Origin of the sequence: Marichromatium purpuratum 984 (genome assembly GCF_000224005.2) — a bacterium.
In the GTDB taxonomy this organism is placed as follows: Bacteria; Pseudomonadota; Gammaproteobacteria; order Chromatiales; family Chromatiaceae; genus Marichromatium; species Marichromatium purpuratum.
The window spans coordinates 1,142,402-1,166,322 of record NZ_CP007031.1 but is presented as its reverse complement, the minus strand read 5'-3'; the positions used below and the strand labels follow the sequence as shown (position 1 = coordinate 1,166,322).

Genomic DNA, 23,921 nt, shown 5'->3' with positions numbered 1-23,921 from the left:
GTGCGACCTCTCCCCGGACGGGGCGAGAGCGAGGAATTCAGCGACCGAGACGAGCGAGCAACGACTCGGCCGCGGCGCGCTCAGGAAAATCCTCGACGTCGACAAGGGTCGACTCGAGCAACCGTCTGGCTTCGTCGTCGAGCCCCTGAGCGACCAGGATCTGCGCTTTGTGGAAGCGTACCGTCGCACTCCTCGGCGCGAGCGCCTGGGCCTCGTCGATGACCCGCCTCGCCTCGTCGAGGGCCTTCTCCTCGAACAACACCACCGCCAAGGTGTCGGCCACGTCCGCCGACTCTGGTGCCACGGCATAGGCGCGACGCGCATAGTCCAGCGCGCGCGCACGGTCCCGATCACGAATCAACCAAGCCAGGTTGTTGAGCGCAATGGCATGCTCCGGTGCGATCTCGATGGTCTGCTCGAAGGCGGCAATGGCCTCCGACAACTGCCCGACCTCCATGTGCATCTGCGCCAGGTTGAACTGAATCGGAACATCCTCGGGATGCTCCACGAGCCAATCCTCCAAGGTTGCAACAGCCGCCGCGGGGTCATCGGTCTGGCGCTGCGCACGCGCCAGCCGCAGCAGATTGACCGAGTTCGGCATCATCTCGAACAGGCGTCGATAGCTCGCCAGCGCAGCCACGTCATCCCCCGTCTGATCAGCGACCAGCCCCTCGAGTAACAACACCTCAGGGTGCTCCTCACCGACCACCGCACGCAGCGCCTCGAGCCGCTCACCGGCCAGCACCACGTCCTCTGCGGTCAACGCCAGCCGGACCAGCCCAGCATGCGCGGCAGCCGAATCGGGCGCCTGCTCCAGGGCCCGTTGCAGCGCCTCCTCGGCCAACGCCATGCGTCCCAGTCGCGCCTCGGCGGTCGCCAGGGCGGTCAATACCCCGGGCGCGCTTGGCTGCAAACGAGCCAACGCCACCAGACTCTGACGGGCAGCCTCGTTGTCCCCCAGCGCAAGCTGGGCCTCGGCGCGCAGGCCGAGCAGATCGGGGGCGTCGGCATGGGCGGCGGCCACGGCGTCAAGTACGTCGAGGGCCTCTTGTGGCTGGCCACGCTGCAGCTGGTAGGCCGCCAGATAGAGCCGCGGACGCAGCTGCTCGGGGTTGGCCAGCAGTGCCGCCTCGAGGGCCTGCTGCGCGCCTTGCGGATCCTCGCGCAGCAGCGCCAGCCGCGCCTGACCGATCAACAGCTCTGCATCTCCGGGCGCCGCCTCCAGCGCGCGGCGATAACGCCCCGCGGCGGTGTCGAGATCATCGCTCTCGAGGTCGAGCGAGACCAGTCCGTCGACTGCCATCGCCATGCCGGGGTCGCGATCGAGCGCCTCGGCGAAGGCCGTTGCCGCCGCCTCGCGCTGATCGGCGCGCAGATAGATCATCCCGAGCAGCGCACGCGGTCGCGCGGCATCGGGTTCACGCGCACAGAGTGCGCGCGCGGCATCGATCGCGGCGGCCAGGTCACCGCGTCGCACCTGACCGAGCACCAACTGCTCGGCGGCGTCGAGACGCTGCGGGTCGAGGCCGAGCGCGGGATCGTCACTCGCGCCCTCGAGCAGCTCGGTAAAGGCATCGGCGACGCTCGACAGGTCACCGCGCTGCTGCGCCAGCTGCCCCTGGATCAGCAACACATCGGCATCGAGCGCGCCCCGGACCTGACGCAGCTTTTCCAACTGCGCCTCGGCCTGGTCGAACTCGCCCCCGGCGAGCGCCAGACGCGACGACCAGGAAAGCGCCGGCGCGAACTCGGGATCGAGTTCCAGGGCACGATCGAGCTGATCGCGCGCGGCGGCGAACTCCTCCAACCCCACCAGGCTGGTCGCCAGGGCGACCCGCACCCGAGGATCGGCAGGCGCCAGCTCGACCAGACGCATCAAGGTATCGCGAGCAGCACCGTGACGCGCGAGCGCGAGCTGCGCATCCGCGATCAGACCGAGAAGCACCGGGGTCTCGCCAAAGCGTAAGCGCGCCGCGTCGAGCGTCTCGAGCGCCAGCGCAGTCTCATCCTGACGCAACTGATAGGCGGCCAGATAGAGTCTGGGGGCCAGTGTATCGGGGTTGCGCGTCACCGCCCGCTCGAGCAGCGCCAGCGCCTGTCCGGTCTCACCCTCGGTCAGTGCAATCCGGGCCAGGGCGACCAGCACCCGTGGATCGTCGGGGCGCGCCTCCAGGCTCCGGTCGAACAGCCGCCGCGCCTCGGCAAGCTCCTGACGCGCGAGCGCCAGGGTCGCCAGTCCGGTGGTCGCGGTGAGATCCGAGGCATCCAGTACCAGCGCCCGCTCGAATGCCGCGCGCGCAGCCTGCGGCGCCGCGCGACGCAACTCGACCACCCCGAGCAGGGTGTGGGCGCGCGCCGAGTCGGGGTGACGATCACGGTAGTCACGCGCCGCAGCCAGTGCCTGGTCGAGTTCGCCACGCGCCAGTCGGCCGATCACCAGCTGTTCGGCCGCGCCCTGAAAACCGGGATCCTGCGCCAGCGCAGCCTGCAACTCCAGCATGCCCTCGTCGGATCCGGGGTCGGCGAGCAGCGCCGCACCGAGCCGCGCGCTGGCCACCGGGGAGTCTGGCAGTCCCGCCTTGACCCGACGCAGATAGGGTAGGCTCTCCTCGCGCCGGCCCTGCCGCAGCAGGGCGCTTGCCAGCAGATCCATGGTGGCGAGATCCTCGGGTTGACGCTCGAGCACCACGCGCGCCAGCCGCTCGGCCTTGACCGCCTCGCCCTGCTGCAACAGGGTCATGGCCAACAACCGCTGGGTCGATACATCATCCGGACGCAGCGAGCGGGCGCGCTCGAGATGGATGCGCGCGAGTTCGGGCTCACCCAGCGCCAGTCGCGTCGCCCCCGCCAGCGACTGCGCCGGCGCGAAATCGGGCAGCGCACCGAGCGCGGCATCCAGCTGCTCGATCGCGGCGGCATAGTCCTCACGGCTGTAGAACAGCAAGCCCTGCGCATACTTGATCAGCGGATTGTCGGGCGCGGCGCGGCGCAATTGATCGAGATCGGCCTGAGCCGCATCGAAGCGACCGTCTTGGATCCGCACATAAGCCCGGTTGAGTCGTGCCTGGGCCTGCTCCAGCGGGTCGTCCAAGGCCTGCGAAAAGGCCGCCTCGGCCGCGTCCATGTCACCAGCCTGGCGCGCCAGCTCCCCGCTCAACGACCAGGCCCGGGTTGTCTCCGGGGCGTTTTCGAGCAGGGTCGCGAGCCGTGCGCGTGCCTCGCCGAGCGCGCCCTCGGCAACCTCGACGCGGGCCAGGGCGAGCTGTACCGCGGGCGCACCGGGCAGCAGCGCGGCGGCATGCTCGAGTGTCGCCCGCGCCGTACTCGACTCGCCGTCGGCCAGCTCGGCCTCGGCACGCAGCGCGAGCAGCTCGACGCGATGTGCGGGCGACAACTCCGGCGTCAGCTCGAGCACGCGCAACTGCTCGAACTCGCCACGGCGCAGCCAGGTGCGGGCGAGCCAGGGCTGGAGCAGCACGGCATCGGCGCCGAGTCGCTGCGCACGCTCGAACTCCTGGGCCGCGGCATTGACATCCCCCTGCGCGAGCAGAGCACGGCCGAGCAGAGCCCTCGCCTGGGCATTGCGGGGATCGACCTGCAGGGCATTTTTCAGCTCGATGACCGCCACCCGCGGCTCACCATCGGCGAGAGCGGCGGCGCCGCGCTGCAGGGGGTCGGCGGAGGTGGCCAGGGCAGCCCCGCTCAACAGCGTCAGTGCCGTGGAGACAGCGGCCAGTTCGATCATTTTCGTTGCACGCGACATCAATCATCCTCTTGCGAAATGGCCTCGAGGCAGGGCGTCCGAGGCCAGCACGACACGCCGTCACGTTCGCTGCACGAGTGTGGCGTCGGCGCGATCACTGACACACACCAGGACCCGGGGCAGTTGCCCGCTCAGCGCCCCGGCAATCCGATGAGATAGGTCACCCCCACCGGCAAGGGTCCCAGCCGTGCCACGCCACGCTCCCAGCGATAACCCTCGCGATCAAGCCCACGGGTGAGCACATCGAGTTCGGCGACGCTGTAGGTGCGCAGACAGGAGACGATACCGTCGAACATTACCGCCAGCGGAATCGCCGGGATCAGATAGGTCCAGAACAGTCGGCTCCAGCGAAAGGGACGGATAAAGGGCGTGACGAGCAGCACCAACAGCGGGGTGAAGAGCATATAGAGCAGCAACAGCGGATGACGCTGAGTCGACTCGAACACCGCGATCCCGCGCCCCTGCTCGACGGCATCGGCAAGGATCGCCCGAGCCTCGGAGGGGCGGAAATGATGAAAGGCGGAGAACAGGGTGCGGAATCCATCGAACTCGACCGGCACCGCCATCGCGCTCACCGAACGTTCGACCACCTCCACCCGTGACCCGGCCCGTTCACGCAACCGCGCCAGGGCCGTGCGATTGGGATAGAGGTCACTCACCAGCACGCGGACTTCGCCGGCACGAACCGGGCCGAGCTGGTCGAGCATCCGCGCCCAGGGACCACCACCGCCGGCGCAGAGATCGAGGATGGTCGGCGCACCGGCCTCCTTCAGCGCACGCTCGAGACGCGGCGCCACCGGGCGATAGAGATCGGGAACCCGCACCGCGAACTCGAGGAAGTCGGTGATACCGTCGCGGATCGCTGCGGGTAGCTGGCGCAGATCCTCGAGTTCGAAGAGATGGATACGCTGCATCATCGTCGGGCAAGCTCCTGATCGGTGAAGAGGTCCGTCCAGAGGCGCGACATCATCCCCCCTCATAACGACCGGGCGCGATCACCCCGTCGGGATCGAGTGCTTGGCGCAATCGCTGCCTGAAGTCCCGGGAGTGATCGAGCAGGCTATCGAGTTCGCCCATGCCATCGATCCCCACGCGATAGGGGAAACAACCGATCTCGCGCCCGGCCTCCACCAGCGCGCGATGACACGCGCGCGCAGCGCGCTGACCGGCGTCGCTCTCGTCACGGGCGAAGATCAGCGGTACCGTGCTGTCGAAGACCCGATCGTTGAGACTGGTGAGGGTGATCAGGGGCTCGATGCCGTGCTCCAACCCGATGCGCTCGACCATATCGACGTATTCGCGCACCTGACGCGGACGCATCGGGACCAGCGGCGAGTACCAGCGCAGACCACAACCGTCACGCGCCGGATCGAGCACCCCCTCGCCCATCGCCGTCGGGTTGCGCCAGTAGCACAGCGGCAGCGCCGTCTGATTGGGACGCCCGGCCACCAGCTCGAGCGAACTGGCGAGGGTCATGGCGGTACTGGCCAGGCTACGACCGGTACGACCGGGCAGCCAACGCGCGATCCGGGCGAGCTGCCCGGCACGATCCGGGCTGAGGAAGATCAGCCGCACGCCGACCCCCGAGAGCGCGCGACGGACCTCGCGGCGCGCCGCGGCCATCATCGCAGCCGAGCCGTAGAGGGTACCGAAACCGGTCCAGGGCAGCACCTGATACTGGGCGCCGAGTTCCTCGATCACCGCCTGGGGAATCAGTCCGTGCCGATCGAGACGCGACTGCGGATAGGGCGCGGCCATGGCAAGCACGCGCCGCCGATTCATCAGATTGACCCCGCCGACCACCCCGGGCAGACGCTGCAGGATGTCACGCACGCGGATGATGGCCGACTCGAGCGCCGCCTCGTTCCTGAGGCTGAAGAGAAAGACGCCGACCCGCTCGGGGCGGCGTGCCAGCGCGATGCTCGCGCGGGTGACGATGCCGAATCCGCTCTGGGTGAAGAGTCCGTTGGTATAGGGACCGATACCCCAGCGAAACAGCCGGGCTAGCTCCTCGCCCCCGGCCTCGCTGAGCATCGAGCGATAGACCGAACCATCGGCGAGCACCGCCTCGAGATCGGTCAATGCGCCGAAATGATCGATATGCGGGGTGATGCCGTAGCCGCGCTCCAGCGCATTGCCGATCAGGCTGCAGTGTGGACCGGCGCCGGTCACCGGCACCAGGAAGGGGTGAGCGCCTTGGTCGAGGAACTCGGCGAGCATCGCCTGAGTCACCCCGGGCTCCAGGGTGACCACGCCGAGTTCGGGGTCGAAGTCGAGAATCCGCCGCAGTTCGCCGAGATCGACGATCACACAGTCGTCGCGAACCGGCAGGGCACTGCCATAGCCCCAGTTCCTGCCCGTACTGATGGGGTACAGGGAGACCCCGTGGCGGGCGGCCACACTCACCAGGGGAGCGATCTGGTTCGAGTCCTCGACCAACAGCGCGGCGGCGATCCGACGCCGTGTTCCGGTGGTGTCGCCTCCGTACCTGCGTTCAGCCGCTTCGCCGACCAGAACACGCTGCATTCCGAGCTGCTCTCTCCAGAGCCCCAGCGCCGTGTTCAGATCGGTAGCATCGCTCATGCACATCCTCCGTGCCTCCATTGCGCGTAACCCTCCCACCGATGCAACCGCTCGTGTGAAAAGAATGTGACCCAGTCCACGAATCCGTTAGCATGGCTCAACCATGGACCGCAGCGGACGCGACCAGCTCAAAAAGCACAGCCTGATCATCGACGATGACGATTAAGATACTGACCGCTAGGACGCCAGATCAAATCGAGGACGCCTTCTGGCTCAGACACCAAGTGTACATCGTCGAGGAAGGGCGCTACGGCGGAGTCCCATTGCCCACGGCGAAACTCACCGATCGCTTCGATCGGCTCGGTGGGGTACGGCACATCCTCGCCTATGACCGCGAGCAACCGGTGGCGGCCATCCGCGTCAACCTCGAGACCGGCCACGGCCTGCCCCCCGAGACCCACTTCGACTTCCGCGGCGCCATCGCCGCGCTGCGTGACCAGCAACCGGGCGGCCGCTATCTTGCCGCATCGGGCAGCATGCTGGTGATCCGCGGCCCCTGGCGCCGGCGTTACAACATCCTGCGCGCCCTGTTCCGGGCCGCGACCCACTGCTTCCAGCATTGGGGCGCGACCCATGTCATCCTCAACTCGACCCCGAGGCTCACGCCACTGTATCGACGCATCGGTTTCAGGCCGATCCACGAACCGCTGTGGATCCCCGAGATCGGCGATCATGTAGTACCGATGATCGGGCGGGTGGAGGACTGCGGCCGACACGCCTTCGCACAGGGTCGCTATATCCCGCAGCTCGACTACACCCCTGCGTTCGGCCGCGCTGGCCGCAAGGCGCTGTGAACATGCAGCGCACCTCACAGCGCCACATCGAGATCCTCGGCGATGGCATCGAGCAGCGCCCGCAGCGGCGGCGTGAGATGCTCGAACAGCATCTCGCGCGAGATGTAGAAGGGAGCGCGCGCGCCGCGAAACTCGATCGCCTCGCCGACCTGCTCGAAATAGATGCCGCCGAAGTGCAGATGACGCGCCAGCCGTGGCTCCATCATCGCGTAGACACCCTCCATGCCCTCGGACAGACCGATGGTCGCCGCAGCCAGATACAGCCCCAGCGCCATGTGGGGAAATCGACGACGGTCGTCCTGGGTCCACTGGAACAGCTCGGTACCGTGCCCCTCGGGCGTCGACTGCTCCCCCGGGCGACGTCTGAACTGCTCATGCAGGGCCAGCCTGGAGATCTCACCGAAGCAGCCCTTGGGCATGGTCAGCGGATTGTGCTCGGCGCGGAACAGGCTGCGATCATAGTGCTCGATCAGCGGCAGTCTGGGCTCGGGATCCTCGGGGCGGGAGCGAACCAGGCGAACGGTGCCGGCATCACGGCCCGAGCGACGATGGAACAGCAGACAGTGCACGGCATCATCATCGAAGGTGTCGGTTTCACGCTGGTCCGGAAAGGCTGCGGCCTCTTCCCAGCCGAGTTCCTTGCAGTACACCTCGTAGCGCAGCGCGAACACCCGGTCGCGCAACTCGTCCGTTGTCGCCGCGATGATCTTGAAGTATTCCTTGTACGGGGTAACGAGATCGACCTTCGGCATGGAAAGGGGTCTCCCTGGCAGAAACGGGTTTGCGTCCTTAGTCGTCGACCCCCGCAATCGCCCAGGCTGCCACATGGTGCCAGCGAGCCACGTCTCGACGATGACGGGGTCATGCTTATCATGACCGATTGTAGGACCCAGATCACTCCGAGGAACACGCAACGAAGACCGCGACGCCTGGCGGCGGCGCTGACACCAACCTCTCCTCCCCACCATATGGGACCGAACAGGAACTCCAAGCATGCACGCCCTCCCCTGCGCGCGACCGGCGCTCATCCTCCTGCCCGTCGCGCTCCTGCTGCTGGCTGGCATCCTGCCCACCCGCACCGTCGTGGGCGCCACCCTGGTCAATTGCTACGACACACAGCGCGAGATGGTGGTCCGTACCCGCCCGGAAGACTGTCAAGGCCGTGCGGTGAGCGATGCCGAGGCCGCGGCCATCCGTGAGCGGCGGCGCAGCTATGTACGCGACTCGCTCGAGGTCAACAGCAGCCCACGGGTACTCGGCAGGCGTCTCGAGCGTATCGGCGCCGGCTTTTTCGTCGATGCCGCCGGGCACCTGCTGACCAACGCCCACGTGGTCAACAACTGCACCACCGTCACCGTCTCACGCGATCGCGGCGAAATGGCGCCGGCCCGCCCCATCGCAGTCGACAGCCGCGCCGACCTGGCGCTGCTCGCCACCGACTACCGCCCGGAACGCGCCGCCCCCTTCATGCCGATCGACGCCCCACTGCCAGAGACAGTGGCAATCGTCGGCTATCCCAACCAGGGACTGCCGCCACTGCGCCCGCTGCTGACCACCGGCACCATCGCCCCCACGCGGCTGATCACCACTCCACCGCGCACCCTCACCCTCAACGCCGACATCCGTCCCGGCAACAGCGGCGGCCCGGTCCTCGACGACGACGGGCGCGTGGTCGGCGTGGTCTTCGCCGCAGTCGATACCCCGGCGGTCTATGAACACACCGGACGCGTGGTGCGCAACATCGGGGTCTCCATCCCCAACACCGTCACCCTGCCGTTTCTCGAGCGACACGGCATCGGCATCGAGGAGACGGCGCCACCGACACCGCCCGACGACATGCTCGAGTACACCCACGCCTTCATCGCCCGAGTCGAATGCTGGCGATGATCCCGATACGGATCCGGCAACTGCCAGATCTGGCAGACAGCGAGCGACACCCTCTGCCCATAACCGCCATGACCATGCGCTTGACCTCGAGCGGCCCAGGCCACAGCATCCGCAACAGCGGGTCGATGCGATGGCATGGGCCATCTTCAAGAGACCCGCGCGAGCACCGCGACACGGCCTCGGTCTGCGCCCACGCTGGCGAACCACGACACCCGAGCAGCCGCGCGCCGGGGCCGCGTCATTCAAGACGCCCACCCCATGCTCGAAGGACACCGGTCGGCCCGGACGCCCGTGCGTCCCGGGGCGGCTCAATACCACAATGGCCACTCCCACGATCACGCGTACGACGGACCCCCGACGACGCCAGGAGTGGAGGACGTCAGGACACAGCCTAAGCTCCCCATGTCGCGGACACCGTACTTCTCGAGCCTGCTGCTCGCCCAGAGAAACCCCTTCGTGGTCATCGATGCCGACGCACGCATCCGCAGTGTCAATGCATCGCTCGAAACCACCCTGGGATACGACACCAGCGAGCTGATCGGCAGTCCCTGCTGTCGACTGGATGCGAGCGCCGCCGAGGACGACTGTCGGCATCGCCGCTTCTTCCGTGACCTGGAACCCTATGTCGAGACCCGTGCGATGGCCGATGCCCGGGGCGAGATCTACTTTGCCCAGATTCAGGGGTTTCCCATCGTCGACGGCCAGGGACAGGTCTTTCTCGGCGAATCCCTGCACCTGTTCCAGGGCCAACGTCAGCCCGGACGGATGATCGGTCGTTCGGAGCAGATGCGCGGCCTCGCCCAGGAACTCAAGCGCGCCGCCGCCACCGATGTCTCCGTGCTGCTCCAGGGCGAGACCGGCTCGGGCAAGGAGCTGGCCGCCGAGTTCCTCCACCAGCACTCCACCCGCGCCAGCGGCCCCTTCGTGGTAGTCGATTGCACCGTGCTCAGCGAGGACTTGTTCGAGAGCGAGCTGTTCGGCCACGTCAAGGGGGCCTTCACCGGCGCCGTCGGCAACAAGACCGGACTGCTCGAGCTGGCCGACACCGGCACCCTGTTCCTCGACGAGATCGGCGAGCTGCCGCTCTCACAACAACCCAAGCTGTTGCGCGCGCTCGAGAGCGGCATGTTCAGACAGGTCGGCTCGACCAAGATCCGTCAGGCCAACGTGCGCGTGGTCAGCGCCACCCATCGCGACCTCCTCGCCATGGTCCAGCAGGGACGTTTCCGTCAGGATCTCTACTACCGCCTTGCCGTCCTGCCGCTGGCGATCCCGCCGCTGCGCGGACGGCGCGCCGACATCCCCGAACTCACCGAGCACCTGCTACAGGAGATCTCGGCGCAGTCGGGCCACCCCTACCGGATCACCAAGGATGCACTGCGCAAGCTCCTGCTCTACCAGTTCCCGGGCAACATCCGCGAGCTGCGCAACCTACTGCACCTGGCCACCGTGCTCAGCCCGGATGGCGTGATCAACGCCGAGGCCATCCGCCTGCCGGTCACGGCCGAGCAACCGGCATCGCCATCAATCGTCACCAGCGAGGCGGCAGAGCTCTTGCATGAACACCCCAGCATGACCACGCTCTCGCCGGTCGAGGCCGTCGAGGCCAAATACATCCTGCAGCTGCTGCAGCGTCACCGCGGCAGTCGCAAGGAGGTCGCGGCCAGCATGTCGATCAGCGAGCGCACGCTCTATCGCAAACTCAAGCGCTACCGGCTCAATACAACCGATGAACGAACACACAGTGGCAGTTGAGCGTTCCAGGCCCGCCGACGAGGTCCAGACCCTGCGCTGGAACCTGGAGTCGGCCAGCGGCGCCGGGCAGACCCTGGCTGCGCCGGGCGACATCCGCGACCGCATTCGTTCGAGCGAGGCGCTCCCGCCCCTGCCCGAGATCACCCGCCGGCTGCTCGAGTTGCGCGCCGACCCCGACGCCAATGCATTGATGTTGGCCGAGGCGGTGGGGCTCGACCCGATGCTCTCGGCGCAACTGCTGCGCTGGGCCAACTCCCCCTACTATGCCCCGCGCAACCCGGTCAGCACCGTGCGTGACGCCATCGTGCGCGCGCTCGGCTTCAACCTCTCGTTCAGCCTCGCGCTCGGGTTGGCCGCACTCAGCCCGCTCAAAACCCCCAACACCGGGCCCCTCGGTCGCGACCGCATCTGGCGCCACGGCATGCAGTGCGCCACCCTGATGCAGGCGCTCGCGCGCGAGCAACCCGCCGAGATGCGCCCGGCCAGCGGCCTGATCGAACTCGCCGGGGTCACCCAGAACATCGGTTATCTGCTGCTCGGACACCTGCTCCCCGAGCACTTCCAGCTGCTCGGACGCTTCATCCAATCCAACCCCGGGCTGGCGCTGCCGACCCTCGAGCGCTTCGCCATCGGTGTCGAACACACCCAGCTCGGCGGCTGGCTGTTCGAGGCCTGGGAGATGCCCGAGGCACTACAGACGGTGCAGCGCCAGCACCACAACCCTGCCTACAGCGGCGAGCACCAATCGCTGGTGCTGCTCACCTGCCTGGCCGATCAATTGCTGGAAGGACGCGGCGACGGACTCGGCGCCCGTCCCAGCGAGCCCGATACCCGGACCGGCCTGCTCGAACGCCTCGGGCTCGGCGAGCACGCCTGCGAACATGCCCTGGCCGCGCTCGCCGACTGCGAGGAAGAGGACAACGACGACTGACGGCGGCCCTGGGGCGGTGCCCGCGGCGGCTCGCTGCTAGACGGCCCCCTTGCCGAACACCACCACTTCGACCGTCTCGATCAGGATCAACAGGTCGAGAAAGATACTGTAGTTCTTGACGTAATAGAGGTCGTACTCGAGCTTGCGCAGCGCATCCTCCTCGGAGCTGCCGTAGGGGTAGCAGAGCTGAGCCCAGCCGGTCAGCCCCGGCTTGACGCGATGACGCGCGGCGTAATAGTCGTACTTGCTCGCCAGGGTGGCGACGAACTCGGGGCGCTCGGGACGCGGCCCGACGAAGCTCATCTCGCCCTTGAGGACATTGAAGATCTGCGGCAACTCGTCGATCCGGGTCTTGCGGATGAAGCGCCCGACACGGGTGATGCGCGAATCGTTCTTGGTTGCCCAGCGCGCTCGGCCGTCGGCCTCGGCGTCGACTCGCATGCTGCGGAACTTGACCACGTCGAAGGGCATGCCGTTCTCGCCGATCCGGGTCTGACGATAGAACACCGGGTGGCGGAAACGGCTCTCGACGGCAATCGCCAGCGCGGTGATCAGCATCACCGGCCACAGCAGCACCAGGAAGACCACCGAGACCAGCACGTCGAACAACCGCTTGAGCAGCATCGTCATCGCCCCGTGCTGGAAGCCATCCGAGAGCATCAGCCAGCTCGGCGTCAGCAGATCGAGCTTGACCACCCCCATCTCGCGCTCGAAGAAGCCCTGCGGTTCGAGCACCTGGATCCCCGCCATGCGACAGTCGAGCAGCTCCTCGATCGGCAGCTTGCCACGCCGGTCCTTGACCGCCACCACCAGCTCATCGGCCTGAGTCTCGGTGACGATGCGCAACAACGGACGGTCATAGGGAATCCGTTCCGGCAGGTCGCGTTCGTGTTCGTCGGTCTGCAGGGGCACCAGCCCGACGATATCGAGCCCGCGCGGATTGGCAACCATCACCGCCTCGGCCAGCGGTCCGCCACCGAGCACCAGCACCCGTCGCTTGAAGATACCCGGCTTGATGACATAAGAGAGCAATCGCAGAGCGGTCACGGCGATGATCGAGAGCACCACGGTCAGCGCCAGGATGCTGCGCCACAGCTCGATGTGCGGAAAGCTGAAGGAAATCGCCGCCAGCGCCACGGCACCGAGCAGCAACGCCAGCACGATGCGCAGCAACGAGCCCCACCAGCCCTCGCGGAGGCTGGCCTCGTAGAGACCCATGGCGCCCATCGAAAGCACGAAGATGACCGCCAACACCACCGAGTAGACCACCACCTCGGAACTCGAGGCCGGTACCTCGGCGCCGATCGACCACCAACGCAGATGGAAGCTGGCATGGAAACAGGCGACGAACATCAGCCCCTCAACCCCGGCCAGGATCAGCAGGGGGAGACGCATGTAGTGACGAAAGATACGAACCGAACGCATGGGCTGGATTCCTGGCTGGCATCGCGCGGCGCGACAAACAAAGGGTCCCGCAGCGGGCGAAAAGACATGTCCGGACACTCTACGATCGCAAGCGGCCATACCGGCACGTCCATCGCGACTCGTACCGGCAACCGGCACTCGCGACCGGCGATGCGCGGGCGCGTGTCATCAAGATCTAAACGTGGACACCAACCACAACGGGCCAGCGCTGAACCAGGTGACTAACAAAGCGTCAGACACCCCACGAAAAAGCTCAAAAAAATCTTACATAAAAAGCATTTCAATAGATCAACCATGCCAGAAGAATCGATCCCTCTCGATTGACAAAGGGAGCGATCCAGCATGATTCTGCAAGGTCAGAACAATCGATCCGTGTATGCTACACCAATCCCACAGACGCCCCAATCAGCGGCGCGCCGCCTCCCCGCGACCTGCCAGCAACCACCCGCGCAGACGCAGCCAGCCCTTGTAGCCGAGATGGCGCAGCAGCAACCCGGAAGGCATCCGCAGCCAGTGCGCGCGGGCATAGAGCGCCAGTCGCGCCAACCTCACCCGGAGCGGTGCTCGCCCGGCATGATCGGGAAAGAGCGCCAGCGACACCAGACGATCCATGAGCCATCGCACCGGCGCCACCGGCCCCCATCCGGCGAGCCTGGCGCGACACCGCGCCGGCGGCTCGAGCGCGAACAGCACTTGTGCCTGACGTAGCGCATGGAACAGCGGACGCCGCAGCCCGTGCAGCTCAGCGCGATCGAGCAACGCGTCCCAGAACCCCGCGTGAGCCTCGAAGTGACGGATCAGGTCCCAGACATCGACCAGATCGCGCAGCCTCAGGCCCTCGTGCGCATCCCCCTCCAGAAACAGGTGTACCACCGCGTGCAACACCATGTCGGGCGCGTCCAGCACCCGCAGCGCCCCGTGCCCCTCGAGAGCCCGACTGGCGATGAACAGTGGCGCCGGATCGAAATGGAAGCGGCTGGTCCGGGGCAGCAGCCGATGGTGGATATCGATCTCGTTGTCACGCTCGGCATGGCGCAACGGCGGGATCTCGTGCATCCAGTCGCGATAGTAGTGCTCGTCATACGCCGAGTGACCGAGCGACAGCCAGCCGCGTGCGCGCAAGCGCTGCTCGACCGGCTCGAGCGCCGCCATCGGGATCAACAGATCGACATCGGCAAACGGTCGACCTCGCGCCGCCGGCACCCCGGCGAGGACATAGGCCACGCCCTTGAGCGCCACGACCTGGACATCGAGGCCCTCGAGCGCGCGCAGCACACGGTCGACCTCCCAGGTCAACAGTCGCTGCCGATAGGCAACCTGCTGACGCGCCGACTCCAGATGATGACAGATCCGCTCGGGCACGCGCGCATGGAGACCAAGCGTGCCGAGATCGGCATCGAGCCGACCGAGCAGGCGTGCGTGTCGGGCGATGCGCAGCAACAGGTCCCAGTCCTCGTCGGCCAGCGTCGGCAACCGCTCCGGTGCCCTCAGCGCCGCCACCAGCAATGTCGCGGCACGGCGTGATTCGGCCATGCGCCGACTCATGCCGCACCCTCCGCCAGCGCACCGAGCCGGGCGATCGCCTCGTCGAGATTGGAGTAACTCAGGGTGTGGCAACCGCAGTGCTCGACCAGACGCGCCGCGGTGATGAAACCGGTCTCGCCAAGGAGTTCGTAGTTGAAGGCATTGCTCGCCACCAACAGAAAGGCATCGCTCCTGCTCAACGGCTCGAGCCGGGTCTCGGCCCCGGCCCGCCAGCGCGGGAACACCAGCCAACCGGGAACCGCCGGCTCGTCCATGCGCGCAACCGCCACGCTGGGGGGGCGCACATGCGCCACGGTACCCTTGCGCGTGCCGATGAACGCAGGCCCGATCTCGGCCTCCGGCGCGAAATCGCGGATCACCCCGATCGAAGCGTTCTTCAGCGGGATCGGACGCGGCAGCGGCAACAGGCGCCCGTATTGCGGACACACCAGCGCGAACTCGTCAGAGAGCAGCCGCCAGCCACGATGGGCGAGCGCGGTGCACAGCGTCGACTTCCCCGCACCCGGCGCTCCGGGCAGGATCAGCGCATGCCCAGCGCGCTCGAGCACTGCGGCATGGAGCATCAGCAGATGGTGAGCGCGGCGGGCCACGCACCAGTTCAGGCCCCACTCGAGCATCGGGAAATGGTGGGCGGCCGCGAGCGGCTGGAAGGGAGAGCGGCCATCGACGGCAAAACGCGCCTGCGGGCGCCACCAGCGCCGCAACCAGCCGTTGTGATCGAGGCTGACGTGGAAGTCGCGTATCCCGGCCGACGGCTCCAGGGGGTAGTCGTGCCACATTCGTTGCAGCAGCGGCAACGGCTCGCGCAGACCGAGCCGCAGGTTCACCAGGAAGGGGCCGATGCGCACGTCGAGTCCGGGGCGAGAACGCACTTGGCGAGCAAGCTCGCCGCCGCTGAGATCACCGACCCTCACGCCGCCGTCGTCCCGATTACGATCCCCAGTTCGTCGAGACGCGTGAGCAGCGCATCGAGCTGGTCACGCAACACGTCGGGCGCGACCCCCAATGACTCGGGGTCGAGCGCCGCGAGCAGTTCGTCGAGATCGGCATCGCCCTCGCGTAACCGCTCGACCACCAGCGCGCCGGTAGCATTGAGAAAGTGGGTCTCGCCCGAGGCACCATGATAGAGCAGCCGCTCACCGTCCCACTCGACTTCGAGTAAGGGTGCGCTGCTCAAGCGCCAGCGCCGTTGCACGGATGTCGACGACAGCACGGTCATCGCTCACCGCCGCCGGGCAAGGCTCGGCGAGCACGGGAGCGGCGCTACTCGCAAAGCGGCGCGTCCGGCCCCAACGAGGTCGCCGAAGAGGCGGTGACGATGTTGCCATTGCACTGGGTGGTGGTCACGCCGTTGTCGGTCTCGTTGGTCAGAAAGCCGTCGCAGGCCTCGCCGGGATTGAGTTCGCGCTTGACATTGCGCTCGATGACATCGAGACAACCACTGGTCTGGGCGAGCGCCGCGCCACTGCGCAGGGTCAGGATCGCAGGCGCGGCGATAGCGGCCTGCTTGAGCAATCGCCGTCGCGATGCCTGAGGATTCGGGCCATGTTCGGCGGCGGACGAATTCGGGGTAGTCATGATGATGTCTCAGCGTGTTGGCCAGATTTCGAGACGGGCGCAAGCCCCTTCGACGTTGTTGAAGCACCGGCCCCAGCGCACCAAGCCCACCGCGGGACCGTGCGGCAGGACCCACTGCCATGGACTCAACGACATACGTCTCTCGTACATTTAAACGGCGAACGGTTACAGCATCCTTTCTTGGCGACGGGCGGCGCCAGGTACAAGAGGCAATTTTCTCGCCATCTACTGACGCATCCGACGCAACACCGCATCTGAATTCGGATGGCTCAAATCATCATACCGTATCGCCGTCTTTCCGCACACGCATCGCCACACAAACCGTAAAGAAAACCGACACTCGAATCCGGGTAAATACCCAGCACCGGACAACATCCAATCGAGCGGTGCCGCCCGACTTGACGCGAGCCCCACACATTCCGTAGTTTTCCGCCCATCCAGCCCGCCACAGGAGCATGCCGTTGTCCAGCCCAGCTCACGGGACCGACGCCTCGCATGCGCGCCACCTGCCGGATTGAACCGCCAACGATGCGTATCCTCCACGTCCTCGACCACTCGCTGCCGCTCCACTCCGGCTACACCTTCAGGACCGCCAACATCCTGCGCGAGCAGCGTCGGCTCGGCTGGGAGACCATCCACCTCACCGGCCCGCGGCACGGCAATCAACAGGCCGGCAGCGAGCACAGCGACGGGCTCGAGTTCCACCGCACCGCCCCACCCCGAGGGGCGCTCGCCCGTCACCCCGCCCTCGGCCCCTGGCTGGAGATGCGCGCCACCGAGCAGCGGCTGCTCGATCTCGCGCAACGCCTCGAACCCGACCTGCTGCACGCCCACTCACCGGTGCTCGACGCCCTGCCCGCGCTCCGCGTCGGGCGCCGACTCGACATCCCGGTGGTCTACGAGGTGCGTGCCTTCTGGGAGGATGCCGCGGTCGATCACGGCACCACCAGCGCCGGCAGCCTGCGCTATCGCGCCACCCGTGCCCTCGAGACCCGCGCGCTGCGCCGCGCCGCGCACGTCTTCACCATCTGCGAGGGGCTGCGTGACGACATCATCGCCCGCGGCATCCCGGCGCAACGGGTCACCGTGATCCCCAACGCCGTCGACATCGAGCACTTCCGCCCGAGCGCCGCGCCGGATCCAGCGCTGGCGCAAAGGCTCGGGCTCGCGGACGCCACCGAGGTGCTCGGTTTCGTCGGCTCCTTCTATGCCTACGAGGGGCTCGACCTGCTGCTCGAGGCGCTGCCACAACTGTTGCGACAGCGCCCCGGGCTGCGTCTGCTGCTGGTCGGCGGCGGCCCCCAGGAGGCGGCGCTGCGCGCGCGCGCCGAGCGCCTCGGTCTCACCGCGGCGGTCCGTTTCACCGGACGGGTGCCGCACCAGGAGGTACAGCGCTACTACGACCTGATCGACCTGCTGGTCTACCCCCGTCACTCGATCCGTCTCACCGAGCTGGTCACCCCGCTCAAGCCGCTCGAGGCGATGGCCCAGGGACGGCTGTTCGTCGCCTCGGACGTCGGCGGACACCGCGAGCTGATCCGCGACGGCGAGACCGGCCGACTGTTCCGCGCCGGTGACGTCGCAGCGCTCGCCACCGTGGTCGTGGAGATGCTCGAGACGCGCGAACGATGGCCGGCGATGCGCGCGGCGGGACGACGCTTCGTCGAGCAGACGCGCAACTGGCGCGCCAGCATCGCCCACTACGGACCAGCCTATGCCCAGGCACTCGGCCGCCAGGCCTGATCACGACGCGCGGCCGACGGCGACCTTTCGGGAGAGATGATGAAACTGAACCTGGAGCAGGCGCGCCAACGCCTCTACACCTGGCACACCCGCCACAAGAACCAGCGCAGCATCGCCGCGCTCGAGGCACACCTGGCCACACAGGAGCCGGCGCTGCTGGTCCATCAGATGGGCCGCGCCGGCTCGATGACCACGGTCAACACCCTGCGCGCCGCCGGACTGACGATGCCGGTGTTCCACACCCACTGGCTCAACCCGGCCAACATCCGCAAGCGCCTCGACCGTTTCGCCGGGGTGGCGGACCGGCGCATGCCGCTGAACGTGCGCGTCGCCCGCCGCGTCGGCGAAGAGCTGCAGCGTCACGGTCCTTGCCACCGCCCCTGGCACCTGGTCACCGTCTTTCGCGAGCCGGTGGCGCGCAACCTCTCGGTCTACTTCCTCAGCATCGAGGAGTTCATCCCCGACTTCTTCGCCCGCCACGCCCGCGGCGAACTCGACGACGCCGAGATCCTCACCACCTTCCTCGAGCGCTTCCCGCACGAGGAGCCGGTGCGCTGGTTCGACGAGGAGATCCGCGACACCTTCGGCATCGATGTCTACGCCCACCCCTTCCCCGCCGGGCAGGGCTATCAGATCATCCGCGCACCGGGCATCGAGCTGTTGCTGATCAAGGTCGAGCGTCTCAACGACTGCTACGCCCCGGCCTTCGCCGAGTTCCTCGGGGTCGACATCCCCGGGCTCGAGCAGACCCATGTCACCGAGGAGGATCCGGCCTACTCGATGTACAAGGACTTCATCGCCAATGTCCGGCTGCCGGCGGACTATCTCGACCGACTCTACGACACCGCCTTCGCCCGCCACTTCTACGGCGAGGCCGAGATCGCCCGACTCAGACACAAGTGGGGCGGCGATGACTGAGCGCAACCGCACACGGCAACCCCGCCGTCACCCGGGACGGGCACAATGCCGTCATCGCAACCCCCAGGCGCGACGCTCCAGGTGAACGCCCAGCAGAGCCGACACTACCCGTCACGGCCGGCGCTCGAGGTGCTGATCTGCACCCATCAGCGCGCCCGGCTGCTGGCGCGCGCGCTCGACTCGCTGGAGGCGGCGACGCGCCCGACGGACTGCCCGCTCGGCGTCTTCGTGGTCGCCAACGCCTGCAGCGACGACACCCCCAGACTGCTCGCCGAGCGCGCCGCCACGACCGACACCGCGCGGCTGCCGCTGCGCTGGATCGTCGATCCGGTCCCGGGCAAGAGCCACGCGCTCAACCTCGCCCTGCCACAGGCGCGCGCCCCGCTGATCGCCTTCGTCGATGACGATCACCGACTCGATCCCGGTTATCTGCTCGCCCTGGTCGAGGCCGCCCGCACCCAGCCCGAGGCCGAGCTCTTCTGCGGTCGCATCCTCCCCGACTGGGACGGCAGCGAACCGGCCTGGGTCCACGACCAGGGGCCCTACCGCATCTACCCACTGCCGGTGCCGCGCTTCGACCTCGGCGCCGAGCCCCATCCGGTGGTCCCCGGCAGCGCCACCCCGGGCGGCGGCAACCTCGCCATCCGTCAGGGGCTGTTCGCGCGCATCGGTCCCTTCCGCCTCGAACTCGGACCGCACGGTCACAACCTCGGTGGCGCCGAGGACATCGAGTGGGTCAAGCGCGCCGTGGCCAGCGGTGCGCCACTGCACTATGTCCCCGGGATGTGTCAGTACCACTATGTCGAGGCCGACCGCATGACCCTCGGCTATGTGCTGCGCAAGGCCTACGAGCGCTCCGCCTCGACCCTGCGCATCGCGCCGAGCGCGCACCCGCGCCGCTGGCCGCCGCGCTACATGCTGCGCAAGGTCGTCGGCTACGGGCTGCGCGCCCTGTTCGCCCTCGGCTGGCCGGCGCGACGCTTCTATCTCACCCGGCTCGCCGCCGCGCTCGGCGAGATCAAGGGGTTCAGCCAGCAGGTGCGTGACCCCCGCCCGGAATCACCGTCAGGGAGCGATCCGGATGCGCCCACTCGCTAAGCTCGCCAAACTGCGCGACCCCGAGATCCGCGCCAAGAACTGGCGCGCACTGCGCCTCGGCGCGCGCGGACGCTGGTGGGACCTGACCCGCCCGCGGGTGCCCGACCCGGTGTTCCTGGTCGGCTGCTCGCGCTCCGGCACCACCGTGACCTACGAGACCCTGGCCGCCGCGTCGCAGCTGCTGAGCCTCGGCTACGAGGTGCCGCGACTGTGGAACGGATGCCATGGGCCGCTCAACAACGGCTGGGCCTCGGAGGCGGCGGGCCGTGCCGACGCCCGCCCCGAACACCGCGACGCCGCGCTGCGCTTCTTCTACCAGCACCTGGGAGGCGGCTGGGTGCTCGACAAGACCTGCATCAACACCCTGCGCCTGCCCTATCTCCACGCCCTCTTTCCCGAGGCGCGCTTCGTCTTCATCCATCGCGACGGGCGCGACAACATCAGCTCGATGATCGATGGCTGGCGCCAGGGCCGCACCGATGGGGGCTTCGGGCTCGACCAGTTCTTCGGCCCATCCCCCGAGCCGGTGGCGATCAACGACGGCGAGTTCACCCAGTGGCACTTCTTCCTGCCCCCGGGCTGGCGCGACTACAACCACGCCAGCCTCGAGGAGGTCTGCGCCTATCAGTGGCTCAGTGCCAACCGCATGGCGCTCGACGCCGCCGCCGAGATCCCTGCCGAGCAATGGATCCAGATCCGTTACGAGGACCTGGTGGCACGACCGGAAGCGGTCTTCGCCGAGGTCTTCGCGCGACTCGGCATCCCCTTCGACGAACCGCTGCGCGCGCACTGCCGCGCCCTCGACCAGCGCCCCACCAGTATCGTCTCCGGCCCGCCCCAGCGGGCCAAGTGGCGCACCCGCAACCCCGAGGCGATCGCGCGCATCCTGCCGCGCATCCGCCCGCTGATGGAGGAACTCGGCTATGACTGCGACGCCTGAGACCCCGCGGGTGAGCGCGGTGATCCCGGCCTACGACGCCGCCGCGCACATCGTCGGCGCGGTCGAGAGCGTGCTCGCCCAGACCCTCGCGGGGGTCGAGGTGGTAGTGGTCGACGACGGCAGTCGCGACGCCACCGCCGAGCTGCTCGCCGGGTTCGGCGAGCGCATCCGGGTGATCCGCCAACCCAACGGCGGTCTGTCGAACGCCCGCAACCGCGGCATCGCCGAGGCCCGTGGTACCTTCGTCGCCTTCCTCGACGCCGACGACCGCTGGCACCCCGACAAGCTCGCCCGCCAGCTCGCGCGGCTCGAGTCCGACCCCGCGCTCGGCTTCTGCTCCACCCGTACCCGGGTCGAGGACCCGGCGGGCAGGCTGCTCAATCACTGGGACTGCCCCGGCGACGAGGCACTGCTCGAGACCCTGTTCCTGCGCAACGGCGCCGTCCCCGGCAGCGGCTCGGGGGTGATGGTCAGGCGCGACCTGTTCGCCCGGGTCGGCGGCTTCGACGAGAGCCTGCGCAGTCTCGAGGACATCGACATGTGGATGCGCCTGGCCGCGGTCAGCGGCTATGCCTGCATCGACGAGCCCCTGACCCTGGTGGTCAAGCACCCCGGGAGCATGAGCCGCAACCTCGCGGTGATGCGCGCGGCCGCGCTGAGGGTGATGCGCAAGAACCGCCACCTGCTCCCGCAGGCGACGCGCGGGCGGCTGTGGCGCGCGGGCTATGCCAGCGTGCTCGCCGACTTCGCCAAGTGGGAGTACCGTGCCGGTCAGCGCGGCCGCGCCATGCTGCACCTCGCCCAGGGGCTGGCGCTGGCGCCGCTGAGCCGGGGACGGATGCTGCTCGGGCTGCTCGCCGCGATGGGTGCGGGACGGACGCTTTGACCCCGACGCTCGCGCAGCTCGCCGCGACCGTCCACGGCGGCGCCCTGCTCGCAGCGCTGGCCTTCACCCTGGCGCTCACCCTCAAATCGGTCCGCGACTACACCACCGCCGGTCCCATGCTGCCCGCCGAGGTGGTGCGCCGCTTCCGCGGCTACGCCGTCTGGGCACTGGCACGGCTGGCCGTCTGGGCGCTGCTGGTCGCCGGCTACTGGGCGCTGGCCGGGGCGCTGTGGTGGCAGGGGGTCGCCACCCTGCTCGGTCACCAGACGGGGCTGCTCGGCGGGGCGATCGCCGCCGCCCTGGCGATCGCCGGCGCCACCCTGTGGCGCTTCGTCCACGCCCTGCTGCACAACCCCGGGCTGATCGTCGCCTCCTCGCACTATCGCATCAGCCGCTTCTATCCGTTGTGGTCACGACTCAGCCCGGCGCGGCTGCGGCGCATCGAGTGGGGACTGCTCGTCGCCGGGCTGGTGCCGATGCTGCTCGGGACGCTGGCCCCGGCGCGCGCCGGCGACCGGGCCGGGACCCTGCTGCTGCTCGCCACCCTGGCGCTGCTGCTCGGTCTCGCCGCGCTCGCCAGCCAGCGGCCACGCGCCCCGGCGCGCCGGGGGCGCGCCGGCAGCCGCGAGCGCCCCAACCTGCTGCTGATCGGCTGCGACACCCTGCGCGCCGACTGGCTCGGCTGCGCCGGACACCCGCGGGGTCTGACCCCCAACATCGACGCGCTCGCCGCCGCCGGCACCCAGTTCGCGCACTGCTACGTGCCCTGCGGGCGGACCGCACCGAGCCTGATCTCGTTGCTCACCGGCACCTGGCCGCAGACCCACGGGATCCGCGACAACTTCGTCGCCGACGCCGCAACCCAACTGCGGGTGCCGAGCCTGCCCCGGCTGCTCGGCGCGGCGGGTTATCGCAGCGAGGCGATCAGCGACTGGTGCGGCGCTGATCTCGGCAAGTTCGACTTCGGCTTCGACCGGCTCGATCTGCCCGACGACTCCTGGAACCTGCGCTATCTGCTGCGCCAGGGCCCCAAGGACCTGCGACTCTTCCTCTCGCTGTTTCTCCACAACCGGCTCGGTAAGCGGCTGCTGCCCGAGGTCCATGCGCTCGGCGGGGTGCCCTCGACCGACGCGCTCGGCGCCGAGGTACGCGCCCGGCTCAGCCGGCTGGCCGAGGACGAACACCCCTTCCTGCTCAACGCCTTCTTCTCCACCACCCACCCGCCCTTCGCTTGCGAGCATCCCTACTACACGCGCTATGCCGAGCCCGGCTACAGCGGGCCGTCGAAGTTCGCGATGGCGCGCCTCACCGACCCCTTCGAGATCATCCGCCGCCAGGGCGAGCCGAGACGCGAGTTCGACCTCGACCAGATCCTCAGACTCTACGACGGCTGCGTGAAGCGCTTCGACGACGAGGTCGGCGCCATCCTCGATCATCTCGGGCGCTGCGGACTGGCCGATCGCACCCTGGTGGTGATCTACAGCGACCACGGCATGGAGTTCTTCGAGCACGACACCTGGGGCCAGGGTAACAGCGTGCTGAGCGACCACAGCGCACGCATCCCGCTGATCGTGCGCGACCCGGGCGAGCGCGGCGGACACCGCGTCGAGGGGATCGTGCGCAGCGTCGACCTCGCCCCCACCCTGCTCGAGCGCTGCGGGCTGCGCCCGCCGCCGGCGATGGACGGGGTCTCGCTCGCCGCCTGTCTCGGCGGCGCGCCCGCACCCGCGCTCACCGCCTATACCGAGAGCGGGATCTGGCTGACCGACCTGCCGGGGATGCCCGAAGGCCATCTGCGCTACCCCGATCTGCTGGGTCTGCTCGACGTGCCCAATCACCGCAGCGGCACCCTCGCCATCCGCCCCGAGTACGCCGAGCTGGTAGTCCGTGCCAAGGACCGGATGGTGCGCGAGGGGCGCTGGAAGCTGACCTATCAGCCACTCGTCGAGGGCGCAATCTGGCAGCTGTTCGACCTCGAACACGACCCAGACTGTCGCCACGACCAGGCCGCCGCGTACCCCGAGGTGGTTGCGCGCCTCAGGGCGAGGCTCCAGCCCTGGCTGCACTGAGCGTCG

Annotated in this window: 19 protein-coding genes; 10 read left to right on the top strand and 9 right to left on the bottom strand. The window is 68.2% G+C overall.

Features of this window, described 5'->3' with window-relative positions; all coding sequences use genetic code 11:
* Positions 1 to 37 precede the first annotated feature (37 nt).
* The 3 genes from prsT to MARPU_RS05310 all read right to left on the bottom strand — a co-directional run bounded on the left by prsT (position 38) and on the right by MARPU_RS05310 (position 6,346).
* Positions 38 to 3,763 carry an XrtA/PEP-CTERM system TPR-repeat protein PrsT gene (gene prsT, locus MARPU_RS05320; protein WP_005220547.1) on the bottom strand — a complete coding sequence of 1,242 codons (3,726 nt, stop codon included), beginning with the start codon at positions 3,761 to 3,763 and terminating at the stop codon, positions 38 to 40.
* A gap of 131 nt (positions 3,764 to 3,894) precedes the next feature.
* A complete protein-coding gene (locus MARPU_RS05315; RefSeq protein ID WP_005220544.1) occupies positions 3,895 to 4,680 on the bottom strand; it encodes a class I SAM-dependent methyltransferase in 786 nt (261 codons plus the stop codon).
* Between the two features lie 49 nt (positions 4,681 to 4,729).
* Positions 4,730 to 6,346, bottom strand: a complete 1,617-nt coding sequence (locus tag MARPU_RS05310) for an FAD-binding oxidoreductase (RefSeq protein ID WP_005220532.1) — start codon at positions 6,344 to 6,346, stop codon at positions 4,730 to 4,732.
* Between the two features lie 155 nt (positions 6,347 to 6,501).
* On the opposite strand from MARPU_RS05310, the gene MARPU_RS05305 reads away from it, so the two are divergent.
* Complete coding sequence (locus tag MARPU_RS05305; RefSeq protein WP_005220530.1) at positions 6,502 to 7,140, top strand: N-acyl amino acid synthase FeeM domain-containing protein; 639 nt, start codon at positions 6,502 to 6,504, stop codon at positions 7,138 to 7,140.
* Between the two features lie 14 nt (positions 7,141 to 7,154).
* Here the strand turns inward: MARPU_RS05305 and MARPU_RS05300 are convergent, their stop codons facing one another.
* Positions 7,155 to 7,892, bottom strand: a complete 738-nt coding sequence (locus MARPU_RS05300) for a PEP-CTERM/exosortase system-associated acyltransferase (RefSeq protein WP_005220528.1) — start codon at positions 7,890 to 7,892, stop codon at positions 7,155 to 7,157.
* A 241-nt stretch (positions 7,893 to 8,133) separates the two neighbouring features.
* Between MARPU_RS05300 and MARPU_RS05295 the strand changes: the two genes are divergently transcribed.
* The 3 genes from MARPU_RS05295 to MARPU_RS05285 all read left to right on the top strand — a co-directional run bounded on the left by MARPU_RS05295 (position 8,134) and on the right by MARPU_RS05285 (position 11,713).
* A complete protein-coding gene (locus MARPU_RS05295; RefSeq protein WP_005220526.1) occupies positions 8,134 to 9,027 on the top strand; it encodes a S1 family peptidase in 894 nt (297 codons plus the stop codon).
* Positions 9,028 to 9,429: 402 nt separating this feature from the next.
* Positions 9,430 to 10,782, top strand: a complete 1,353-nt coding sequence (locus MARPU_RS05290; RefSeq protein WP_005220524.1) for a sigma-54 interaction domain-containing protein — start codon at positions 9,430 to 9,432, stop codon at positions 10,780 to 10,782.
* On the top strand, positions 10,757 to 11,713 hold the full coding sequence (locus MARPU_RS05285) for an HDOD domain-containing protein (RefSeq protein WP_005220512.1): 957 nt from the start codon (positions 10,757 to 10,759) through the stop codon (positions 11,711 to 11,713). The genes MARPU_RS05290 and MARPU_RS05285 overlap by 26 nt, the downstream gene beginning before the upstream one ends.
* A 36-nt stretch (positions 11,714 to 11,749) precedes the next feature.
* Here the strand turns inward: MARPU_RS05285 and MARPU_RS05280 are convergent, their stop codons facing one another.
* The 5 genes from MARPU_RS05280 to MARPU_RS05260 all read right to left on the bottom strand — a co-directional run bounded on the left by MARPU_RS05280 (position 11,750) and on the right by MARPU_RS05260 (position 16,261).
* Positions 11,750 to 13,138 (bottom strand): TIGR03013 family XrtA/PEP-CTERM system glycosyltransferase, encoded by a 1,389-nt coding sequence (locus tag MARPU_RS05280; protein WP_005220510.1) that lies wholly within the window; start codon positions 13,136 to 13,138, stop codon positions 11,750 to 11,752.
* Between the two features lie 405 nt (positions 13,139 to 13,543).
* On the bottom strand, positions 13,544 to 14,671 hold the full coding sequence (locus MARPU_RS05275; protein WP_043762494.1) for a nucleotidyltransferase domain-containing protein: 1,128 nt from the start codon (positions 14,669 to 14,671) through the stop codon (positions 13,544 to 13,546).
* Positions 14,672 to 14,679: 8 nt separating this feature from the next.
* The gene (locus MARPU_RS05270; RefSeq protein WP_025275124.1) at positions 14,680 to 15,597 is read right to left on the bottom strand and encodes an HprK-related kinase A; all 918 of its coding nucleotides are present in this window, start codon (positions 15,595 to 15,597) and stop codon (positions 14,680 to 14,682) included.
* Positions 15,594 to 15,860 (bottom strand): HPr-rel-A system PqqD family peptide chaperone, encoded by a 267-nt coding sequence (locus tag MARPU_RS05265; RefSeq protein ID WP_198015492.1) that lies wholly within the window; start codon positions 15,858 to 15,860, stop codon positions 15,594 to 15,596. Before MARPU_RS05265 ends, MARPU_RS05270 begins: the two co-directional genes overlap by 4 nt.
* Before the next feature lie 86 nt (positions 15,861 to 15,946).
* Positions 15,947 to 16,261, bottom strand: a complete 315-nt coding sequence (locus tag MARPU_RS05260) for a hypothetical protein (RefSeq protein ID WP_005220505.1) — start codon at positions 16,259 to 16,261, stop codon at positions 15,947 to 15,949.
* Between the two features lie 528 nt (positions 16,262 to 16,789).
* Here MARPU_RS05260 and MARPU_RS05255 point away from each other — a divergent pair.
* Genes MARPU_RS05255 through MARPU_RS05230 form a run of 6 tightly spaced genes read left to right on the top strand, consistent with a single transcriptional unit; the run spans position 16,790 to position 23,915 of the window.
* On the top strand, positions 16,790 to 18,004 hold the full coding sequence (locus tag MARPU_RS05255) for a TIGR04063 family PEP-CTERM/XrtA system glycosyltransferase (protein WP_025275122.1): 1,215 nt from the start codon (positions 16,790 to 16,792) through the stop codon (positions 18,002 to 18,004).
* Positions 18,005 to 18,043: 39 nt separating this feature from the next.
* Positions 18,044 to 18,922: a protein of unknown function NKWYS gene (locus MARPU_RS05250; protein WP_005220502.1), complete on the top strand. Its 879-nt coding sequence runs from the start codon at positions 18,044 to 18,046 to the stop codon at positions 18,920 to 18,922.
* A gap of 45 nt (positions 18,923 to 18,967) precedes the next feature.
* On the top strand, positions 18,968 to 20,020 hold the full coding sequence (locus MARPU_RS05245) for a glycosyltransferase family 2 protein (protein ID WP_005220501.1): 1,053 nt from the start codon (positions 18,968 to 18,970) through the stop codon (positions 20,018 to 20,020).
* Positions 20,004 to 20,960, top strand: coding sequence for a sulfotransferase family protein (locus tag MARPU_RS05240; RefSeq protein WP_005220500.1), 957 nt, complete (start codon positions 20,004 to 20,006; stop codon positions 20,958 to 20,960). The genes MARPU_RS05245 and MARPU_RS05240 overlap by 17 nt, the downstream gene beginning before the upstream one ends.
* Entirely contained in the window at positions 20,944 to 21,846 is a 903-nt protein-coding gene (locus MARPU_RS05235; protein ID WP_005220499.1) for a glycosyltransferase family 2 protein, read from the top strand. The genes MARPU_RS05240 and MARPU_RS05235 overlap by 17 nt, the downstream gene beginning before the upstream one ends.
* Complete coding sequence (locus MARPU_RS05230) at positions 21,843 to 23,915, top strand: sulfatase family protein (RefSeq protein ID WP_005220498.1); 2,073 nt, start codon at positions 21,843 to 21,845, stop codon at positions 23,913 to 23,915. The genes MARPU_RS05235 and MARPU_RS05230 overlap by 4 nt, the downstream gene beginning before the upstream one ends.
* Positions 23,916 to 23,921: the final 6 nt, after the last annotated feature.